At 62.1% G+C, this 16,467-nt stretch carries 19 protein-coding genes; 12 read left to right on the top strand and 7 right to left on the bottom strand.

Annotation, left to right across the window (positions count from 1 at the left end; genetic code table 11):
- The first annotated feature begins 190 nt into the window (after positions 1-190).
- Together MAFF_RS04125 and MAFF_RS04120 are read left to right on the top strand one after the other, a co-directional pair.
- A complete protein-coding gene (locus MAFF_RS04125) occupies positions 191-709 on the top strand; it encodes a single-stranded DNA-binding protein (RefSeq protein ID WP_010909627.1) in 519 nt (172 codons plus the stop codon).
- 116 nt (positions 710-825) lie between these two features.
- Positions 826-1,251 (top strand): OsmC family protein, encoded by a 426-nt coding sequence (locus MAFF_RS04120; protein WP_010909626.1) that lies wholly within the window; start codon positions 826-828, stop codon positions 1,249-1,251.
- 28 nt (positions 1,252-1,279) lie between these two features.
- On the opposite strand, the gene MAFF_RS04115 is transcribed toward MAFF_RS04120, so the two are convergent.
- The 3 genes from MAFF_RS04115 to MAFF_RS04105 all read right to left on the bottom strand — a co-directional run bounded on the left by MAFF_RS04115 (position 1,280) and on the right by MAFF_RS04105 (position 4,038).
- On the bottom strand, positions 1,280-1,909 hold the full coding sequence (locus tag MAFF_RS04115) for a MarC family protein (protein WP_010909625.1): 630 nt from the start codon (positions 1,907-1,909) through the stop codon (positions 1,280-1,282).
- Between the two features lie 217 nt (positions 1,910-2,126).
- Complete coding sequence (locus tag MAFF_RS04110) at positions 2,127-3,254, bottom strand: acyltransferase family protein (protein WP_010909624.1); 1,128 nt, start codon at positions 3,252-3,254, stop codon at positions 2,127-2,129.
- A gap of 253 nt (positions 3,255-3,507) precedes the next feature.
- On the bottom strand, positions 3,508-4,038 hold the full coding sequence (locus MAFF_RS04105; RefSeq protein WP_044547679.1) for a hypothetical protein: 531 nt from the start codon (positions 4,036-4,038) through the stop codon (positions 3,508-3,510).
- A gap of 85 nt (positions 4,039-4,123) precedes the next feature.
- Between MAFF_RS04105 and MAFF_RS04100 the strand changes: the two genes are divergently transcribed.
- Complete coding sequence (locus MAFF_RS04100) at positions 4,124-4,990, top strand: helix-turn-helix transcriptional regulator (protein ID WP_010909622.1); 867 nt, start codon at positions 4,124-4,126, stop codon at positions 4,988-4,990.
- Positions 4,991-5,064: 74 nt separating this feature from the next.
- Here MAFF_RS04100 and MAFF_RS04095 read toward each other — a convergent pair whose 3' ends face one another.
- Complete coding sequence (locus tag MAFF_RS04095) at positions 5,065-5,688, bottom strand: ParB-like protein (protein ID WP_010909621.1); 624 nt, start codon at positions 5,686-5,688, stop codon at positions 5,065-5,067.
- On the bottom strand, positions 5,685-7,424 hold the full coding sequence (locus MAFF_RS04090; protein WP_167316192.1) for a SulP family inorganic anion transporter: 1,740 nt from the start codon (positions 7,422-7,424) through the stop codon (positions 5,685-5,687). Before MAFF_RS04090 ends, MAFF_RS04095 begins: the two co-directional genes overlap by 4 nt.
- 174 nt (positions 7,425-7,598) lie before the next feature.
- On the opposite strand from MAFF_RS04090, the gene gyrA reads away from it, so the two are divergent.
- The gene (gene gyrA, locus MAFF_RS04085; RefSeq protein WP_010909619.1) at positions 7,599-10,394 is read left to right on the top strand and encodes a DNA gyrase subunit A; all 2,796 of its coding nucleotides are present in this window, start codon (positions 7,599-7,601) and stop codon (positions 10,392-10,394) included.
- Positions 10,395-10,450: 56 nt separating this feature from the next.
- Here the strand turns inward: gyrA and MAFF_RS39920 are convergent, their stop codons facing one another.
- Complete coding sequence (locus MAFF_RS39920) at positions 10,451-10,603, bottom strand: hypothetical protein (protein ID WP_010909618.1); 153 nt, start codon at positions 10,601-10,603, stop codon at positions 10,451-10,453.
- 298 nt (positions 10,604-10,901) lie between these two features.
- Here MAFF_RS39920 and coaD point away from each other — a divergent pair, with 298 nt between their 5' ends.
- From coaD to tgt, 7 genes are all read left to right on the top strand, one after another.
- Positions 10,902-11,402 carry a pantetheine-phosphate adenylyltransferase gene (coaD, locus tag MAFF_RS04080; RefSeq protein ID WP_010909617.1) on the top strand — a complete coding sequence of 167 codons (501 nt, stop codon included), beginning with the start codon at positions 10,902-10,904 and terminating at the stop codon, positions 11,400-11,402.
- A gap of 108 nt (positions 11,403-11,510) precedes the next feature.
- Positions 11,511-12,005 carry a peptidylprolyl isomerase gene (locus MAFF_RS04075; RefSeq protein WP_010909616.1) on the top strand — a complete coding sequence of 165 codons (495 nt, stop codon included), beginning with the start codon at positions 11,511-11,513 and terminating at the stop codon, positions 12,003-12,005.
- 28 nt (positions 12,006-12,033) lie between these two features.
- Entirely contained in the window at positions 12,034-12,546 is a 513-nt protein-coding gene (locus MAFF_RS04070) for a peptidylprolyl isomerase (protein ID WP_010909615.1), read from the top strand.
- Positions 12,547-12,558: 12 nt separating this feature from the next.
- Positions 12,559-13,008, top strand: a complete 450-nt coding sequence (locus tag MAFF_RS04065; RefSeq protein WP_010909614.1) for a DMT family transporter — start codon at positions 12,559-12,561, stop codon at positions 13,006-13,008.
- A complete protein-coding gene (gene queA, locus MAFF_RS04060) occupies positions 13,008-14,093 on the top strand; it encodes a tRNA preQ1(34) S-adenosylmethionine ribosyltransferase-isomerase QueA (protein WP_010909613.1) in 1,086 nt (361 codons plus the stop codon). Before MAFF_RS04065 ends, queA begins: the two co-directional genes overlap by 1 nt.
- The gene (locus MAFF_RS04055; RefSeq protein ID WP_010909612.1) at positions 14,086-14,355 is read left to right on the top strand and encodes a hypothetical protein; all 270 of its coding nucleotides are present in this window, start codon (positions 14,086-14,088) and stop codon (positions 14,353-14,355) included. Before queA ends, MAFF_RS04055 begins: the two co-directional genes overlap by 8 nt.
- Complete coding sequence (gene tgt / locus MAFF_RS04050; RefSeq protein WP_010909611.1) at positions 14,348-15,478, top strand: tRNA guanosine(34) transglycosylase Tgt; 1,131 nt, start codon at positions 14,348-14,350, stop codon at positions 15,476-15,478. The genes MAFF_RS04055 and tgt overlap by 8 nt, the downstream gene beginning before the upstream one ends.
- 4 nt (positions 15,479-15,482) lie before the next feature.
- Here tgt and MAFF_RS04045 read toward each other — a convergent pair whose 3' ends face one another.
- On the bottom strand, positions 15,483-15,902 hold the full coding sequence (locus MAFF_RS04045; protein WP_044547675.1) for a DUF4864 domain-containing protein: 420 nt from the start codon (positions 15,900-15,902) through the stop codon (positions 15,483-15,485).
- Positions 15,903-16,155: 253 nt separating this feature from the next.
- On the opposite strand from MAFF_RS04045, the gene MAFF_RS04040 reads away from it, so the two are divergent.
- On the top strand, positions 16,156-16,392 hold the full coding sequence (locus MAFF_RS04040; protein ID WP_010909609.1) for an Lrp/AsnC family transcriptional regulator: 237 nt from the start codon (positions 16,156-16,158) through the stop codon (positions 16,390-16,392).
- The last annotated feature ends 75 nt before the right edge of the window (positions 16,393-16,467 follow it).

Genomic DNA, 16,467 nt, shown 5'->3' with positions numbered 1-16,467 from the left:
GCGCTGTTTTGAAACCCATATGATGGATTGGCGCATTATTGCCATTCCTTGACAATCAGCAGCAGTGCATATAGGAACGAAAAGGGAACAAAAACCTTGTGGGAAAAGCCAGCCTTAGCAGGCGGCAGGCGTGCGCAGCCTGTAAGGTGCTGCGACAAAAATTTGTTTCGGATGAGCGCGGAGAAAAATCATGGCGGGTAGCGTCAATAAGGTCATTCTGGTCGGCAATCTCGGCGCGGACCCTGAAATCCGCCGCCTGAACTCGGGCGAGCCGGTCGTCAACATCCGTATCGCCACGTCGGAAAGCTGGCGCGACAAGAATTCCGGCGAGCGCAAGGAAAAGACCGAGTGGCACAATGTCGTCATCTTCAATGAGGGCATCGCCAAGGTGGCCGAGCAGTATCTGAAGAAGGGCATGAAGGTCTATGTCGAGGGCCAGCTGCAGACGCGCAAATGGCAGGACCAGACCGGCGCGGACAAGTACACGACGGAAGTCGTGCTGCAGAGATTCCGCGGCGAACTGCAGATGCTCGACGGACGCCAGGGTGAGGGCGGCCAGGTCGGTGGTTATTCCGGCGGCGGCAGCAGCCGCGGTTCCGATTTCGGCCAATCCGGCCCGAACGAAAGCTTCAACCGTGGCGGCGGCGCTCCCAGGGGCGGCGGTGGCGGCGGTTCGTCGCGCGAACTGGACGATGAGATCCCGTTCTGATCGAAAGCAACACCAAACGGCTGACGTTGTGTGATCGATACGCCCCGAGGGTCCCGCATGGACTTTCGGGGTTTTGCATTGTTGATTTGGGATCAAAGGACTGAAAGGACAAAGCGGTGAAGGCACGGATAAAGTGGGTCGAAGAGCGCACCTTCATCGGCGAGTCCGGCAGCGGCCACAAGCTGGTGCTGGGAACGGCATCCGGCCCTGATGGCAAGACGCCAGGCCCGAGCCCGATGGAACTGGTGCTGATCGGCACCGGCGGCTGCTCGGCCTATGATGTCGTGCATATACTGGAAAAGGGTCGCGAGGCGGTCGAGGACTGCGTCGTCGAACTCGACGCCGACCGGGCCGAGACCGACCCAAAGGTGTTCACCCGCATCCATATGCATTTCATCGTCAAGGGCAGGGCGCTGTCGTCCGACAAGGTTCAGCGCGCGATCAATCTTTCGATTGAAAAATACTGCTCGGCCTCCGCAATGATGGCCAAGACGGCGACGATCACGCATGATTTCGAGGTGATCGATACGGCGGCGAAGTGAAGGGCAGTACGGCAGTAGGGACTGCCGTTCACCCCGCCATCAGCGCCTTGATGCCGTCGGCCACGAACTGCACGGCCAGCGCCGCCAAGATGACGCCGAGCAGGCGGGTCAGGATCGAGCGGCCGGTCTGGCCGAGGATGCGATCGATGCGTTCCGACAGCACGAACACCAGGTAGGTGATGGCGAGGCAGACGAAGATGATGCCGACAAGGGCTGCCTGCGCGGCAAAGCCCTGAAACGAGCCGGAAAGCAGCACGGTCGCTGAAATCGCACCGGGGCCGGCGATCAGCGGGATCGCCAGCGGGAAGGCGGCGATGTTGTGGATCATGTCCTTGGTAATGGCGACGTCTCCGATCTTCTCCTTGCGGTCCTGGCGCCGCTCGAAGACCATTTCGAAGGCGATGAAGAACAGCAGGAAACCGCCGGCAACCCGGAATGCCGGCAGCGTGATGCCGAACACCGACAGGATCGAGGCGCCGGCAACCGCGAACAACGCCATCACCAGGAAGCCGATGACCGAGGCGCGGACCGACACCTGCTGGCGCTCCTCGCGGTTCATGCCGCGGGTCACGGCGAGGAACAGCGGCGCCAGGCCGGGCGGATCGATGGTCACGAGAATGGTGACGAAGGCATTGAACAGGCTGTCGAAACTCGGCATCGCTGACCCTCCCACCGGGCCGAGCCCGCTCCGCATTGGTAGAGCAAAGCCCGGTCAGTGGGAACTGTCTTGACCGCGAAACTGCGAAGCTCAACAGGGTTGGCCGGCAGCGCCGAAATAGGCCTCGAGGCGATAGCAGTCAGGGTCGCCAAGGCAAACAGCTTCATCCGATGCCGGCCAATCGGCGACACAATGTTGCGGCCGTTAGGCCTTGGAACTAAGTCGGGACGGCAACAGTCGCTGGCGCACCTATCCGCTGCGCCATGGCTCGTCCCTTTGTCTGGAATGGGGCTTCGACGAGGCGGCACGCGATCTCGGCGATGGCGGCAGTGAGGATGAGCCCCCCCGCCAGAATGACAACGGAATGCGCCGAGTTCCGGATGGCGTCCGCACTGCCGGCGTAGCGGGCGCAGCCCTCTTTGACCAGCCTGAAGGCTATGGAATGCAAAAGGTAGATGGCGTAGGAGCGATTGCCGATCCAAAGCAGCAGGCGTTGGTCTTTTGCGTTCCGGAACAGGTAGCCTCGATCATAGGAGGCGATCCAGACCAGTACGCCAGTCAGCAGAGCTATCAACCCGACATAGAACGAAACGATCAGTCCGCCCGACAGGAAACAAATGGCGGTGATGGCGAGCGCCGCAAAGAGAAGACCGATGTGGCGGTGGCGAAAGATGGTGGGAGCCAGTCGCCAATAGTCGGCATGCTGCGAAAACAGCGCGATCAGGACGCCCCATGAGATGGCATCGGTCCGCGTGATCCAAAGCCATGAGGTGTTGGGTCGGTAAAGCGGAAACTGGATGACGATGAGGAGAGCACAGATCGCTGCAAGCCACTTACGCGAGAAGATGAACACCAGCGGAAGGGCGATATAGAACTGTTCTTCCAAGGACAGCGACCAAAAATGAAGGTTGATGCCGCATATCTTCCAGCCGGCTGACAGGCATTGGAAAAAGTGCCAGTTCTGGACGTAGATCACAACAGCCACAGCGTCGTAGAAATTGTTCTGCGGGCTGCCGAAAAAGCCGAACCCGTTCCAGGTGGCGGCCAACACTATCGAGAGAGCCAAAGTCATCCAGGACAACGGAACGAGACGAAAGAAACGCCGAATCCAAAACGACTTCAAGGCGGTGAAGGGCGTTTCAGACCGGATATGGCGCAGTAGAGTGGCAGTGACCACAAATCCCGATATCGCGAAGAATATATCCACGCCCGCCCAAAAATTAGCTACCCTGAATACAGGCCACCAATACGCAGATTCCCAAGACAGTATGAAGGGAACGTGCGCAGTGATCACCATGAGGATGGAGATCGCGCGCAGAATTTCAATCTCGGCGTTCTTGGCCATTGGAAAAACCCCGCCTTGGGCGACCCTATATCGTCGCCCGTCGCCGATTCAATACGCGCGTCGGCTCAGCAGTTTCTTTTTCACAATCGGGCCGGCCAAGCCAGCGCGCCATTTCTGAAAAGTTCGACATGGAATCTGCCCACGCGGGCCGGGCGGAAGGGATTTCTCATGCGTACAATCAGGAAATGGCGTCGCGGACACTGATCAAGATATGATCGACGTGGTTTTCTCCATCGTTACAAAGGTTGCTGGTTCAGGCTGTTGCAACGCGCCGCGCCAGGAACTCGACCTCCAGCCGCCATGTCGCGCCATTGTCGTGCGAGCGCTCGCCAAGCCAGCGGAAGGAATTTTCGGTGATCCGCGAAAAGCTCCAGCGCACCGAGGAACCCGTGCCGTCGGCGCCGACCTGCACGATCGCGTCGCCCTCGGCCTGGCCGAGCTGGCGGCTGAAATACTGATTGCGCGGATCGCTCCAGAAAATGTGCCAGGCGTCGGCGCCGGGATCATAGACGCGCAGCGTCGTGCCGTAGAACGTCCACTTGCCCAGGGAGGGCTGGGAATCGGTGTTCCGCGCGGGCAGGATCCAGACGTCCTGGATGGCGCGACCTTCGAGCACCCAGCCGAAGTGCACCTCGCCACGCCCGCTCAGCACGGTGCCGTCGTCGAGGTGGCGTGAGGCCTCAAACGTCCAGGCGCCGACGAAGCGGCCGTAAAGGTTCAGTTTTTCTGCAAGCCCGCGGATCGGGCCGGGACTGTGCAGGGCTTCGGCAAAAGGGTCGAACATGACTGCGGTCTCTTTCTGTCAGGAGACCGCGAGGAGTAGGCGCTGACGGGGTTCTGGGCTTGGGAAAAATTGCTATGTTTCGGCCATGATAGCGACGACCCGCACTCTGGCATTCGGACCCGGCTGGCATGTGGCGGATGTGATCTGCACGGCCGGGGCGGGCGACCGGCCGTTCGAGGAAGCCCATCAGGAGTTCTGTGTTGCGGCGGTCACCAGCGGCACGTTCCGTTACCGCGCGCAGCAAGGCACCGCCATGCTGGCGCCGGGCGCGCTGCTGCTCGGCAATTCCGGCACCTGCTATGAATGCGGGCATGAGCATGGCAGCGGCGATCGCTGTCTCTCGTTCCATTTCAAACCTGCCTACATGGAACGGATCGTCGCCGGTGTGCCGGGCGCGAGCACGCTTGCCTTCGAAGCCCCGCGCCTGCCGCCCTTGCCGGCCCTGGCGCCTTTGTTGGCTGAGGCGGAAGCCGCGCGGGAGACGGGCGACAGCGAGGCCTTCGAGGAACTCGGTGTGCGCATTGCTGCTGCCGCTGTGGCCACGATTTCCGGCGCCACGTCCATCAGGCGCGGACCTAGCCGCCGCGACCAGAAACGGGTGGCCGAAGCCGTGCGACGGATCGAACTGGATGCCGACGGGCCGGTTTCGCTGTCGACGCTGGCGGATGAGACGGCGACCAGTCCCTATCATTTCCTGCGCATTTTCCGGCAGGTTGCCGGCATGACGCCCTACCAGTTCTTGCTCAAGACCCGCTTGCACCGGGCAGCGGTGCAGCTGCGCCTGTCGGATGATGCGGTCTCGGCGATCGCCTTCGATGCCGGCTTCAACGACCTGTCGACGTTCAACCGCCGGTTTCGACGGGTCATGGGCGAGACGCCGGGCGATTATCGCGCCAGCCGATCGGGCCGCACCGTCATACGCGCGCCTAAAGCGCGTCGAGACGCGCTTTAGGTTTTGTTTTTATGCATGTTGTTCTCCCAAAACCGAGGTCACTTTTGGGCGACATGCATTAGGCCGAGGCAGGCTCAGTCCGAGGTCGGGCCGCACCAGCCCGGCAGATAGTCCGCGTCCTTGCCCTTGGCTAGGCTGAGTGCCTCTTTCATCGCCTTGTCGAAGTTCTTCGCAACCGCGTTGCGATCGATGCGCCGACGAAGGAAATCCGCCCAGATGAATTCGCTGAACGGCGTCGTGTCCTTGGCAAAGCCGCCCATCCGGCGCAGTTCGCCCGCCATGCTCCGGTAAGGATCATCGATCAGCTCGCCGATTGTCTTCGGGATTGCCGAGTAATCGCGGCGCCGGCCGCTCTCATCGAACGGGTGCATCCAGCCTCTGTTATCGAGCACGAAAAGAAACGTGTCCTTGTCGAGCGCGGACAGGTCGCTGATCACGGTCACCAGCACGTCCTTGACACCTTCCTCGAGCAGGGCGCGGGCGAGGTGATGGTGATCGGTGACGTAGTTGCGATTCTTGGGACCCAATACGACCGGCACCATGTGTTTGCCGAGAAAAGCGCCGGTCTTCTTCTTGGCGTCCTGCTCCCGGATCATCTGGCGCTTCAATGCAACTTCCCGCATGCCGACCGTTATCTGCGTCGGCCTCAATTCCTCGACGGGAACCGGCGTGACAATGGGTTCTCGCGGGTCGATCATGGTACTCCATCCTGTTCTTGCTGCTGTTGTTTGCCCGGACCAAGCGATTTGATCGCCGCGTCGACGCTGTGGAATATGTGCTGCGTGCCGACCATTTCAGCGATGCCGAACCGCGCAAGCGCCGCCTGGGCGCGCAGCGATTCCATGCGCGCGATGGCAAAGATCGCGCCCGCCTTGCGGCAATGGGTGATGGTGTCGATCAGGGCCTGTGCGGCGGTGTAGTCGATTTCGACGATGTTGCTGGCCTCCAACACGACCAGCTTCACGGTTTCGTCCCTGGCATCTACAAGGTCGCAAACACCGCGCTTGAATCGGTCGGCATTGACGAAGGACAGTGGCGCCTGGAAGGCCGCGACCAGCACGCCCGGGAGTTGTTCGCCAGCGCTGGGCTTGGCCGGAGGCCACCAGACGGACGTGCCTGGCACCTGTTCGAGCTCGATCGGTTCCGTGCGCGTCGCGCTCCATATGCCATGCAGCAGCGACAGGCCGATGCCCACCGCCACCCCGGTTGCGATCGGCAACACGACGATTGCCGCCGTGGTGACCAGGATCAACACGAATTCGACCGGCGCCTGCCGGTAGACACCGGCGAACACCTTCCAGCGCAATATGTGCTGGGCAACGAACATCAGGACGCCGGCCAAGGCGGCCTGCGGAACATTGGCGAGCAGGGCGCCGCCAAAGGCACCGAGCGCCAGCACGATGGCCGCGGCAATGAGACCGGACAGTTGTGAGCGGCCACCCGATTGGGAGACGATGGCTGTGCGCGGCGGGCTGGCATTGACAGCAAAGGCGCCGAACAGGCTCGACAAAATGCTGCCGGCACCGACGCCGACGAAATCGCGGTTGACGTCGGGCGAGGCGTCCGGTTGCGAGGCGAAGGACCGCGAGGTTGCGGCCGTCTGCACCATGACGACAATGGCGATCAGAAGCGCCAGCGGAACGAGCGCTTGCACATCGCCGAGGCTCGCCACCGGCAAATAGGCGCCCGGCAGGCCGTTTGGCAGAGCGCCAAGCACCTCGACGCCGTGATCCCTGAGGCCGAAGACGACGACCGCAAGCGTGGCGAGCACCATGCCGATCAAGGCGCCGGGGATGCGGGCGCTGATCCGTTCCGAACAGAACACGATCGCGAACACGCCGAGGCCGAGCCCCAGGCTCCAGGGATTGGTGAGATGAAGATTGCCGGCGATCTCGCCGACACGCCGCAAGGTTTCTCCACTCTCGGCAGGCAGGCCGAGCAGTCCGGGCATCTGTGAAACGATGATATGGACGGCAATGCCGGCCAGGAACCCTGTCGTAACCGGCACCGACAGGAGATCGGCGATCCAGCCGAGGCGAAAGATGCCGCTGAGCGTCACGATCAGCCCGACCAGCAGTGCCAGCATGGCCGCCAGCGCCAGATAATGCGGCGAGCCGGATGTGGCGAGCAGCGCCAGGCTGCCGGCGAACAGCGGCGTGATGGTCGAATCCGCGCCAACCGAGAGGTGACGATTGGCGCCGAACAGGGCAAACGCCACCGAACCGGCGACAAAAGCGAAAAAACCGATTTCGGGGGCAAAGCCGCCGAGCCGGGCCGTTGCCATCTGCTCGGGAATGGCGATCGCCGCCAATGTCAGGCCGGCGATCAGATCACCGTTGAGATCACTGAACTGCCAGCCGCTCAGAGCCTGCAAAGGCAGCCACCGGCGCCAACTCATGGCGCTTGCGGCTTTCGCGTGGGAAAGTTGGTCCATTGCCGGCTTTTGCCTTGTGGCGGCGAAAAGCGTCGTGGCCATATCGTCGCAATCAGTGGTATCCTTTTGAAATTACCATCAAAAATGACACTGGAAAAGTGCCGCGAACATTGGAGTTTCGGCCTTGCTTCCTATATAAGCGGTCAGTGATTCCTGATTAGATTGTGATCCGATTTGACCGACCAAAAGACACCGCGAGGCGCCGACGGCGGCCCCACCGGCATCGAGCCGATCTCCATTATCGAGGAGATGCAGAGCTCGTATCTTTCTTACGCCATGAGCGTGATCGTCAGCCGTGCGCTGCCCGATGTGCGCGACGGCCTGAAGCCCGTGCATCGCCGCATTCTCTATGCAGCGCATGAGAGCGGTTACCACTGGAACCGCAAATATGTGAAGTCGGCCCGCCCGGTCGCCGACGTGATGGGTAAATACCATCCGCATGGCGACGCCTCGATCTATGACGCCTTGGTGCGCATGGCGCAGGATTGGTCGCTGCGCGTGCCGCTGATCGACGGGCAGGGCAATTTCGGCTCGATCGACGGCGACCCGCCGGCGGCCATGCGCTACACCGAATCGCGGCTGACCAAGGTCGCGCATGAGCTTTTGGAGGACATCGACAAGGACACGGTCGATTTTCAGGAGACTTATGATGCCTCGGACACCGAACCGAAGGTTCTGCCGGCGCGCTTTCCCAATCTGCTGGTCAACGGCTCCGGCGGCATCGCCGTCGGCATGGCCACCAACATCCCGCCGCACAATCTGGGCGAAGTCTGCAACGGCGCCATCGCCATCATCGACAATCCGGCGATTGACCTGCCGGCGCTGATGGAGATCATTCCAGGCCCCGACTTCCCGACCGGCGGCATTGTGCTTGGCCGTTCCGGTATCTACAGCGCCTATTCGACCGGTCGTGGCTCGATCGTCATGCGCGGCAAGGTCAACATCGAACAGCGCGGCAATGACCGTGAATCGATTATCATCACCGAGGTTCCCTACCAGGTGAACAAGGCCTCGATGATCGAGAAGATGGCCGAGCTGGTGCGCGACAAGCGCATCGAAGGCATTTCCGACATCCGCGACGAAAGCGACCGCCAAGGTTACCGTGTCGTCATCGAGCTGAAGCGCGACGCCGTCGCCGACGTCATCCTCAACCAGCTTTACCGCTTCACGCCGCTGCAGACCTCTTTCGGCGCCAATATGGTGGCGCTGAATGGCGGCAAGCCGGAACTGCTGACCCTGACCGACATGCTGAAGGCGTTCGTCTCCTTCCGCGAAGAGGTCATCACAAGGCGGACGAAATTCCTGCTGCGCAAGGCGCGCGACCGCGCCCATGTGTTGGTGGGTCTTGCCATCGCCGTCGCCAATATCGACGAGGTCATCAAGCTGATCCGCACCGCGCCCGATCCGCAGACGGCGCGCGAGCAGTTGATGGAGCGGCGCTGGCCGGCCGGTGATGTCGAATCGCTGATCCTTCTGATCGACGATCCGCGCCACCGCATCAATGCGGACGGCACCTACAATCTGTCCGAGGAACAGGCGCGCGCCATCCTCGAACTGCGCCTGCAGCGCCTGACCGCGCTCGGCCGCGACGAGATCGCCGACGAGTTAAACTCGATCGGCGCCGAAATCGTTGATTATCTGGACATTTTGTCGTCCCGAGCTCGTGTCCAGCAGATCGTCAAGGACGAGCTTGCCGCCGTGCGCGACGAGTTCGGCACGCCGCGCCGCACGGAGCTGACCGACGGCGGCGCCGACATGGAAGACGAGGACCTGATCCAGCGCGAGGACATGGTCGTGACGGTGAGCCATTCCGGCTACATCAAGCGTGTGCCGCTTTCGCTCTACCGGGCGCAGCGCCGCGGCGGCAAGGGCCGCTCCGGCATGTCGACCAAGGAAGAGGATTTCGTGACCAGGCTGTTCGTGGCCAACACGCACACGCCGGTGCTGTTCTTCTCCTCGCGCGGGATCGTCTACAAGGAAAAGGTCTGGCGGCTGCCGATCGGCAATCCGCAGTCACGCGGCAAGGCGCTGATCAACATGCTGCCGCTCGAGCAGGGCGAACGCATCACCACCATCATGCCGCTGCCCGAGGACGAGACCAGCTGGGGCGAGCTCGACGTGATGTTCGCCACCACGCGCGGCACCGTGCGCCGCAACAAGCTGTCCGATTTCGTCCAGGTCAACCGCAACGGCAAGATCGCCATGAAGCTGGAGGAGGAAGGCGACGAGATCCTCGGCGTCGAGACCTGCACCGACAACGACGACGTGCTCTTGACCGCCAGTTCCGGCCAGTGCATCCGCTTCTCCGTCGGCGATGTGCGCGTCTTCCAGAGCCGCAACTCGGTCGGCGTGCGCGGCATCACCATGGCCGAGACCGACCGCATCATCTCAATGTCGGTGATCGAGAATGTGGACGCGTCGCCGGCAGAGCGTGCCGCTTACCTCAAGCGGGCAGCGGCCGAGCGCCGCCTTGCCGCTGGCGCTAACGGCGAAGAGGAAGAGATCGCGCTGACCAATGAGGAGATCGGCGAGGAGGCTGAGCTTTCAGACGAACGCTATGAGTTCCTCAAGGCGCATGAGCAGTATGTGCTGACGGTGACCGAATATGGCTACGGCAAGCGTTCGTCGTCCTACGATTTCCGCCTGACCGGCCGCGGCGGCAAGGGCATCCGCGCCACCGACGTGTCGAAGACGGCCGAGATCGGCCGGCTGGTGGCGACCTTCCCGGTCGGCAATGACGATCAAATCATGCTGGTGTCGGATGGCGGCACAGTCATCCGGGTGCCGGTCAACGGCATTCGTTTCGCCAGCCGCGCCACCAAGGGCGTGACCATCTTCAACACGGCCGAAGGTGAGAAGGTGGTTTCGGTCGAACGGATTTCCGAGCCGCAGTCGGACGAGGAAAGCGAAGAGACCGTCGAGGGCGGTACGGAATCAGCTCCCGACGCAGGTCCGGAAAACGCTGAATAAGTCCAGACATAGCAACGCCGGCCCATTGGCCGGCGCGGCAGCAAGTATGGACTGGTTTAGTAGTGACGATACGGCTCGCGGGGGCCGAAGCCTTCGAAGCGCTTGGTGGTTGCCTTGACGCGGATGCGTTGTGCCTCCTGATGCAGCCCGAATACGGTGGCGATCAGCATGGCGACTGTCATTGCGGTGGCGAGCATGTAGATCAGCATTTGCGTGTTCTCCTGCGCCTTACAACGGATAGATGGGATTTTGGTTTCATCTTATTAAGGTGCAACCTAGTGAACGCTGCGTGAAGGCTTCGTGATCAGCGTGTTCATCTGTCGTTCATGTGCCGGAAAAGGTTCACGACCCCCGCGCCGATCGGATTTGCCTTTGCGAGAGAGGCTCGCTAGAGCCTGCTCCATCTTGGTGGACTGAAGATGGAACAGGCTCTAGCTTTCATTTGAGCATGATCTTTTCCAAAAACCGGTTTCCACTTTTTGGGATCATGCATTAGAAGCACCTGCCATGATTGAACGCACCGCCCTCTACGCCGGCTCCTTCGACCCGCTGACCAACGGCCATCTCGATGTGCTGAAGGCGTCGCTGGCCGTGGCCGATATCGTCTATGCCGCGATCGGCATTCATCCGGGCAAGAAGCCGTTGTTTTCCTTCGAGGAGCGGGTGCAACTCATCGAAGACGCCACGAAGGCCGAATTCGGCCGCGATGGCGCTCGCATCAAGGTCGTTGCCTTCGATGGGCTGGTGATCGACGCGGCCAGGAAACAAGGCGCCTCGATCATGATCCGCGGCCTGCGCGACGGCACCGATCTCGACTACGAAATGCAGATGGCCGGCATGAACGAGACTATGGCGCCTGAACTGCAGACGGTTTTTCTGCCCGCCAGCCCGTCGGTGCGCACCATTACCGCCACACTTGTGCGCCAGATAGCCTCGATGGGCGGCGACATCCGCCCCTTCGTGCCGGCGGCTGTTGCTGGCGCGCTCACCGCCAAATTCGCGAAATAAGCCGGAGAAAATCCCATGCAGCTCAAAAGGCTCGCCTCGTTCCTCGTCGTGCTTGCCGGTCTTGTGACCGCCTCGGCCTCGGCCTATGCCGCCGACCCGGAAAACACCATGATCATCACGCTGAAGGATGGCGACGTCACCATCGCTCTGCGGCCCGATCTGGCGCCCAAGCACGTCGCGCAGATCAAGAAGCTCGTGCGTGACCATGCCTATGACAATGTCGCTTTCCACCGCGTCATCGACGGCTTCATGGCGCAGACCGGCGACGTCAAGTTCGGCAACATGAAGAAGGGCTTCAACTCCCAGGCCGTCGGCACCGGCGGTTCGGACCTGCCCGACCTGCCGGCCGAATTCTCGCAGACCGAGCACTATAAGCGCGGCGTGGTCGGCATGGCCCGCTCACAGGATCCGAACTCCGCCAATTCGCAGTTCTTCATCATGTTCGCGCCGGCGCCGCCGCTCGACGGCCAGTACACCATCGTCGGCAATGTCGTCAGCGGCATGGAGTTGGTGGACCACATCAAGAAGGGCGACGAGGCGGACAACGGTACGGTCTCCGACCCCGACCGGATGATCAAGGTGCGCATCGCCGCCGACAAGTAATTTTTGTTTTCTCAAAAGGATATCTGACATGGCCGAAATCAAGGACCGCGAGAACGCGCTCATCATGGAAACGACCAAGGGCAAGGTCGTCATCGAACTTTTCCCCGATCTGGCCCCCGGCCATGTCGCCCGCATCAAGGAACTGGCCAGGGAAGGCGCCTATGACGGGGTGGTTTTCCACCGCGTCATCGACGGCTTCATGGCGCAGACGGGCGACGTGAAGTTCGGCAATTCCTCGAAGCCCACCTTCGCGCCGTCGCGCGCGGGCATGGGCGGCTCGGACAAGCCGGACCTGAAAGCTGAGTTCTCCAACGCCAACCACGGCCGCGGCACCTGCTCGATGGCCCGTTCACAGAACCCGAACTCGGCCAATTCGCAGTTCTTCATCTGCTTCGACGATGCCGCCTTCCTCAACCGTCAGTACACGGTCTGGGGCCAGGTCATCGAAGGCATGGACAATGTCGATAAGATCAAGCGCGGCGAACCGGTCGTCGATCCCGACAAGATCGTGTCGCTGAAGGTCGCGGCCGACGTCAAGTAAGGCGAAACGACAATGATGGGCGTCGTCTGGTCGCTTCTCGGCATCCTGTCCGGCGCCTTCATTGCCATTCAGGCACCGATCAATTCGCAGCTGGCGCGCGGCCTGGGTCTCCCGGTCGCGGCGGCTGCGTTTTCGTTCCTGTCGGGCGCGATCGTGCTCGGCATCATCGCCGTCACGGTGGTGAAGCTGCAAGGCATTTCGCTCGACTGGAAGGCGCCGGCGCCCTGGCTGTTCGTTGCCGGCGGCATGCTCGGCGGCTTCTATGTCACGCTCTCGACAGTCCTGACGCCGCGCATCGGCGCCGCTGCGCTGATGGCGTTCCTGGTGGCCGGCCAGTTGCTCGCCGGCATGCTCATCGATCGCGTCGGTTTCCTCGGCGTCGCGGTGCGTGAAATCTCGCTCGGCCGCGTCGCCGGCGCGGTGATGCTCTTGGCCGGAGCGCTGCTTATCCGGCTCTACTGATGCGCGTCGATCTCTTTGACTTCGAACTGCCGGAGGAGCGCATCGCGCTTCGCCCGGCGGAGCCACGCGACAGCGCCAAGATGCTGGTGGTTAAATCGGGTGAGGCGCTCGACGACCGCAAAGTCGGCGACTTGCCATCCCTGCTCAGAGCCGGCGACGTGCTGGTGTTCAATGATACCAAGGTCATTCCGGCGCAGCTCAAAGGCATAAGGCGGCGCGGCGAAGCGCAGGCGCAGGTCGAGGCTACGCTGCATATGCGCGTGGCGCCGGACCGTTGGCTCGCCTTCATGCGACCCGGCAAGCGCATCGCCGCCGGCGACCGCATCCATTTCGGCCATGACGGCAATTCCTGCTTCCTCGGCCAACTTGATGCCACGGTAATAGAGAAGGGCGAGGGCGGCGAAGCCTTGCTTGGCTTCGACCTGTCGGGGCCGTTCCTCGACGAGGCGCTGCACGCCGTCGGCCACATTCCGCTGCCACCCTACATCGCTTCCAAGCGCGACGACGACGAGCGCGATCGGGCCGATTACCAGACGATTTATGCAAGGGAGGAAGGGGCGGTTGCCGCCCCCACCGCCGGCCTGCATTTCACGCCGGAGCTTTTTGCGGCTCTCGACGCCAAAGGGGTCGAGCGACACTTCGTGACCTTGCATGTCGGTGCCGGCACGTTCCTGCCGGTCAAGGCGGACGACACCGCCGACCACAAGATGCATGCCGAGATCGGCTCGGTCAGCCGGGAAACAGCCGATGCGCTCAACGCGGCCAAGGCGAGGGGCGGGCGCATCATCGCCGTCGGCACGACCTCGCTGCGCCTGCTGGAGAGTGCCGCGCGTGAAGACGGTACGGTGCCCGCGTGGTCGGGTCCCACCGACATCTTCATCACGCCCGGCTACCGCTTTCGCACCGCCGACATGCTGATGACCAATTTCCATCTGCCGCGCTCGACGCTGTTCATGCTGGTTTCGGCCTTCAGTGGCCTCGACACGATGGGCGCCGCCTATGCGCATGCCATTGCGAACCGCTACAGGTTCTACTCCTATGGAGATGCAAGCCTGCTGTATCGAGCGGAGATGAGCGATGGATGATGACCTGCAAACCCTCGATCGCGATGCCCTGATCGCCGAGGTGAAGAAACTGCGCGCCGGCATTCGCGCGCATCGCGACACGTCAGGTCATGATCTCTGCTGGCATCACCCCGATTTGTGGGATCTGCTGCCTGAAAAGACCGAGCCGTCGATCGCTGTGCCGCCCTGGCCCAAATTCATGCGCGGCTGCATCCAATATCGGCAATCGCTCGACAGACAGGCGCCTGACGCGCCCATCCACGACAAGGAATTCAATGGCTAAGCCGTTCAGCTTCAAGGTCCTTGCCACCGACGGCAGGGCGCGGCGCGGTATCATCGACATGCCGCGCGGCGAAATCCGCACGCCTGCCTTCATGCCGGTCGGCACCGGCGGCACCGTGAAGACCATGTATATGGACCAGGTGCGCGGCGTCGGCGCCGACATCATCCTGGGCAACACCTATCACCTGATGCTGCGGCCCGGCGCCGAGCGTGTCGCGCGACTTGGCGGATTGCATGAATTCGCCCGCTGGCCGCATCCGATCCTGACCGACAGCGGCGGTTTCCAGGTGATGTCGCTGTCGAAGCTCAGGAAACTGACCGAAAAGGGCGTCACCTTCCGCTCGCATATCGATGGCGCGCCTTACGAAATGTCGCCGGAGCGCTCGATCGAGATCCAGAGCCTGCTCGATTCCGACATCCAGATGCAGCTCGACGAATGCACGGCGCTGCCGGCCGAGCTCAAGGAGATCGAGCGCGCCATGGAACTGTCGCTGCGTTGGGCTGAGCGCTGCAAGACGGCGTTCGGCGACCAGCCGGGCAAGGCGATGTTCGGCATCGTACAGGGCGGCGACAATGCGGCACTTCGGGTGCGCTCGGCGCAGGCGCTGAGCGCGATGGGCTTGAAGGGCTATGCGGTCGGCGGCCTGGCGGTCGGCGAGCCGCAAGCGGTGATGCTCGAAATGCTCGACATCACCTGTCCCGAACTGCCCGCGGACAAGCCGCGCTATCTCATGGGCGTCGGTACGCCCGACGACATCCTGAAGTCCGTGGCGCGCGGCATCGATATGTTCGACTGCGTGATGCCGACGCGGGCCGGCCGGCACGGCCTGGCCTACACCAGGCGCGGCAAGGTCAATCTGCGCAACGCCCGCCATGCCGACGATCCGCGCCCGCTCGACGAGGAAAGCGATTGTCCGGCGGCACGCGATTATTCGCGCGCCTATCTGCACCATCTGGTGCGCTCGCAGGAGGCGCTGGGCGCGATGCTGCTCACCTGGAACAACCTGTCCTACTATCAAAAGCTGATGCAGGACATTCGCGCCGCGATCGAGACCCAAACCTTCGAGGCGCGTGGGGCCGAGATCACAGAGGGCTGGGCGAGGGGCGATATCCCGGTCCTGTAGAACCTTAAGTACTCAGCGAGTTGGATGCGCGCAGGCTGCAGCCGGTGATCTGCAACGTGCCGTCGGGCTGCTGCTGCAGCGTATAGACCGCCTCGTAATCCTTGCCGTCGGGTCCGACGATCAGCACCTGCTGGATAATCGAGCCCGGACCGGTTTGCTCGACCTTGCCGAAGGCATAGGACTGTGGCTTGCGCACCGGCGGGTAGCCATTGGTCACCATGTTCATGAAGGCGTCGACGGTCGGGAACACCTGCTTCACATTCGGGGCGGCGAAGCTGTAGGCCTTGGCGCCGTCATCGGCCAGCAGCGCCTTCAACTGACCGTCGATGACCGCCTGGCCTGCCTTGATTTCGGCATCGCCGGCAAAGGCCGAGGATATGAAAAGGAATGGAATGACTGTGAATGCGAAAAAAGCGCGGCGCATGGCCTGTCTCCGTTGTCCCTCGGAATGATCCCTCAAAAATGATGTCCGAAGACGCACGATAACATACGCTTGGCGGTGTATCCCGGTTTCACCGATTGCGAATATTCGCCATCGGAATGTCATGCCTGTTGCGGAGCTGCGCGAGGCCGTGGCCAGGGGCCACGCCGGCTAAGTGCGGATTCCAGTGCTTGAAAGGCCGCCTCCAGTCTGCCAGAAGGGCCGCTTGGACTTGGACGTTTAGCGGGACGAAGCCATGAAGGCGTTTTTCGTGCAGATCAAATGCGAGTTGGGCAAATCCTATGAGGTTGCCAGCGCGCTTGCCGATGCCGAGATCGCCTCGGAGATCTACTCCACCGCCGGCAATTACGATCTGCTCGCCAAATTCTATGTCGATGACGAGGAAGACGTCGGCCATTTCGTCAACGAGAAGGTGCAGATTCTCCCCGGCATCAAGGACACGTTTACGGTCGTCACCTTCCGCGCCTTCTAGCCGGCAAGGCATTTGCCCGGGCACGAGGCAAAGCCTGATCAAGGTCGTATTTCGACTGCCTCAATTTTAGGCAGC

Source organism: Mesorhizobium japonicum MAFF 303099 (assembly GCF_000009625.1).
Taxonomy (GTDB): domain Bacteria; phylum Pseudomonadota; class Alphaproteobacteria; order Rhizobiales; family Rhizobiaceae; genus Mesorhizobium; species Mesorhizobium japonicum.
Note: the sequence above shows the minus strand (reverse complement) of the source record. Positions and strands in the feature narration are given on the sequence as shown.

What these genes read in the sequence shown, in the direction of transcription:
- MAFF_RS04075 (WP_010909616.1), top strand. Translation starts at nt 11,511, where the DNA reads ATGATCATCACGCTGAAGGATGGCGACGTCACCATCGCTCTGCGGCCC.
- MAFF_RS04040 (WP_010909609.1), top strand. Translation starts at nt 16,156, where the DNA reads ATGAAGGCGTTTTTCGTGCAGATCAAATGCGAGTTGGGCAAATCCTAT.
- MAFF_RS04065 (WP_010909614.1), top strand. Translation starts at nt 12,559, where the DNA reads ATGATGGGCGTCGTCTGGTCGCTTCTCGGCATCCTGTCCGGCGCCTTC.
- MAFF_RS04090 (WP_167316192.1), bottom strand. Translation starts at nt 7,424, where the DNA reads ATGGACCAACTTTCCCACGCGAAAGCCGCAAGCGCCATGAGTTGGCGC.
- MAFF_RS04115 (WP_010909625.1), bottom strand. Translation starts at nt 1,909, where the DNA reads ATGCCGAGTTTCGACAGCCTGTTCAATGCCTTCGTCACCATTCTCGTG.
- MAFF_RS04045 (WP_044547675.1), bottom strand. Translation starts at nt 15,902, where the DNA reads ATGCGCCGCGCTTTTTTCGCATTCACAGTCATTCCATTCCTTTTCATA.
- MAFF_RS04110 (WP_010909624.1), bottom strand. Translation starts at nt 3,254, where the DNA reads ATGGCCAAGAACGCCGAGATTGAAATTCTGCGCGCGATCTCCATCCTC.
- tgt (WP_010909611.1), top strand. Translation starts at nt 14,348, where the DNA reads ATGGCTAAGCCGTTCAGCTTCAAGGTCCTTGCCACCGACGGCAGGGCG.
- MAFF_RS04105 (WP_044547679.1), bottom strand. Translation starts at nt 4,038, where the DNA reads ATGTTCGACCCTTTTGCCGAAGCCCTGCACAGTCCCGGCCCGATCCGC.
- MAFF_RS04100 (WP_010909622.1), top strand. Translation starts at nt 4,124, where the DNA reads ATGATAGCGACGACCCGCACTCTGGCATTCGGACCCGGCTGGCATGTG.
- MAFF_RS39920 (WP_010909618.1), bottom strand. Translation starts at nt 10,603, where the DNA reads ATGCTGATCTACATGCTCGCCACCGCAATGACAGTCGCCATGCTGATC.
- coaD (WP_010909617.1), top strand. Translation starts at nt 10,902, where the DNA reads ATGATTGAACGCACCGCCCTCTACGCCGGCTCCTTCGACCCGCTGACC.
- queA (WP_010909613.1), top strand. Translation starts at nt 13,008, where the DNA reads ATGCGCGTCGATCTCTTTGACTTCGAACTGCCGGAGGAGCGCATCGCG.
- MAFF_RS04125 (WP_010909627.1), top strand. Translation starts at nt 191, where the DNA reads ATGGCGGGTAGCGTCAATAAGGTCATTCTGGTCGGCAATCTCGGCGCG.
- MAFF_RS04070 (WP_010909615.1), top strand. Translation starts at nt 12,034, where the DNA reads ATGGCCGAAATCAAGGACCGCGAGAACGCGCTCATCATGGAAACGACC.
- MAFF_RS04095 (WP_010909621.1), bottom strand. Translation starts at nt 5,688, where the DNA reads ATGATCGACCCGCGAGAACCCATTGTCACGCCGGTTCCCGTCGAGGAA.
- MAFF_RS04055 (WP_010909612.1), top strand. Translation starts at nt 14,086, where the DNA reads ATGGATGATGACCTGCAAACCCTCGATCGCGATGCCCTGATCGCCGAG.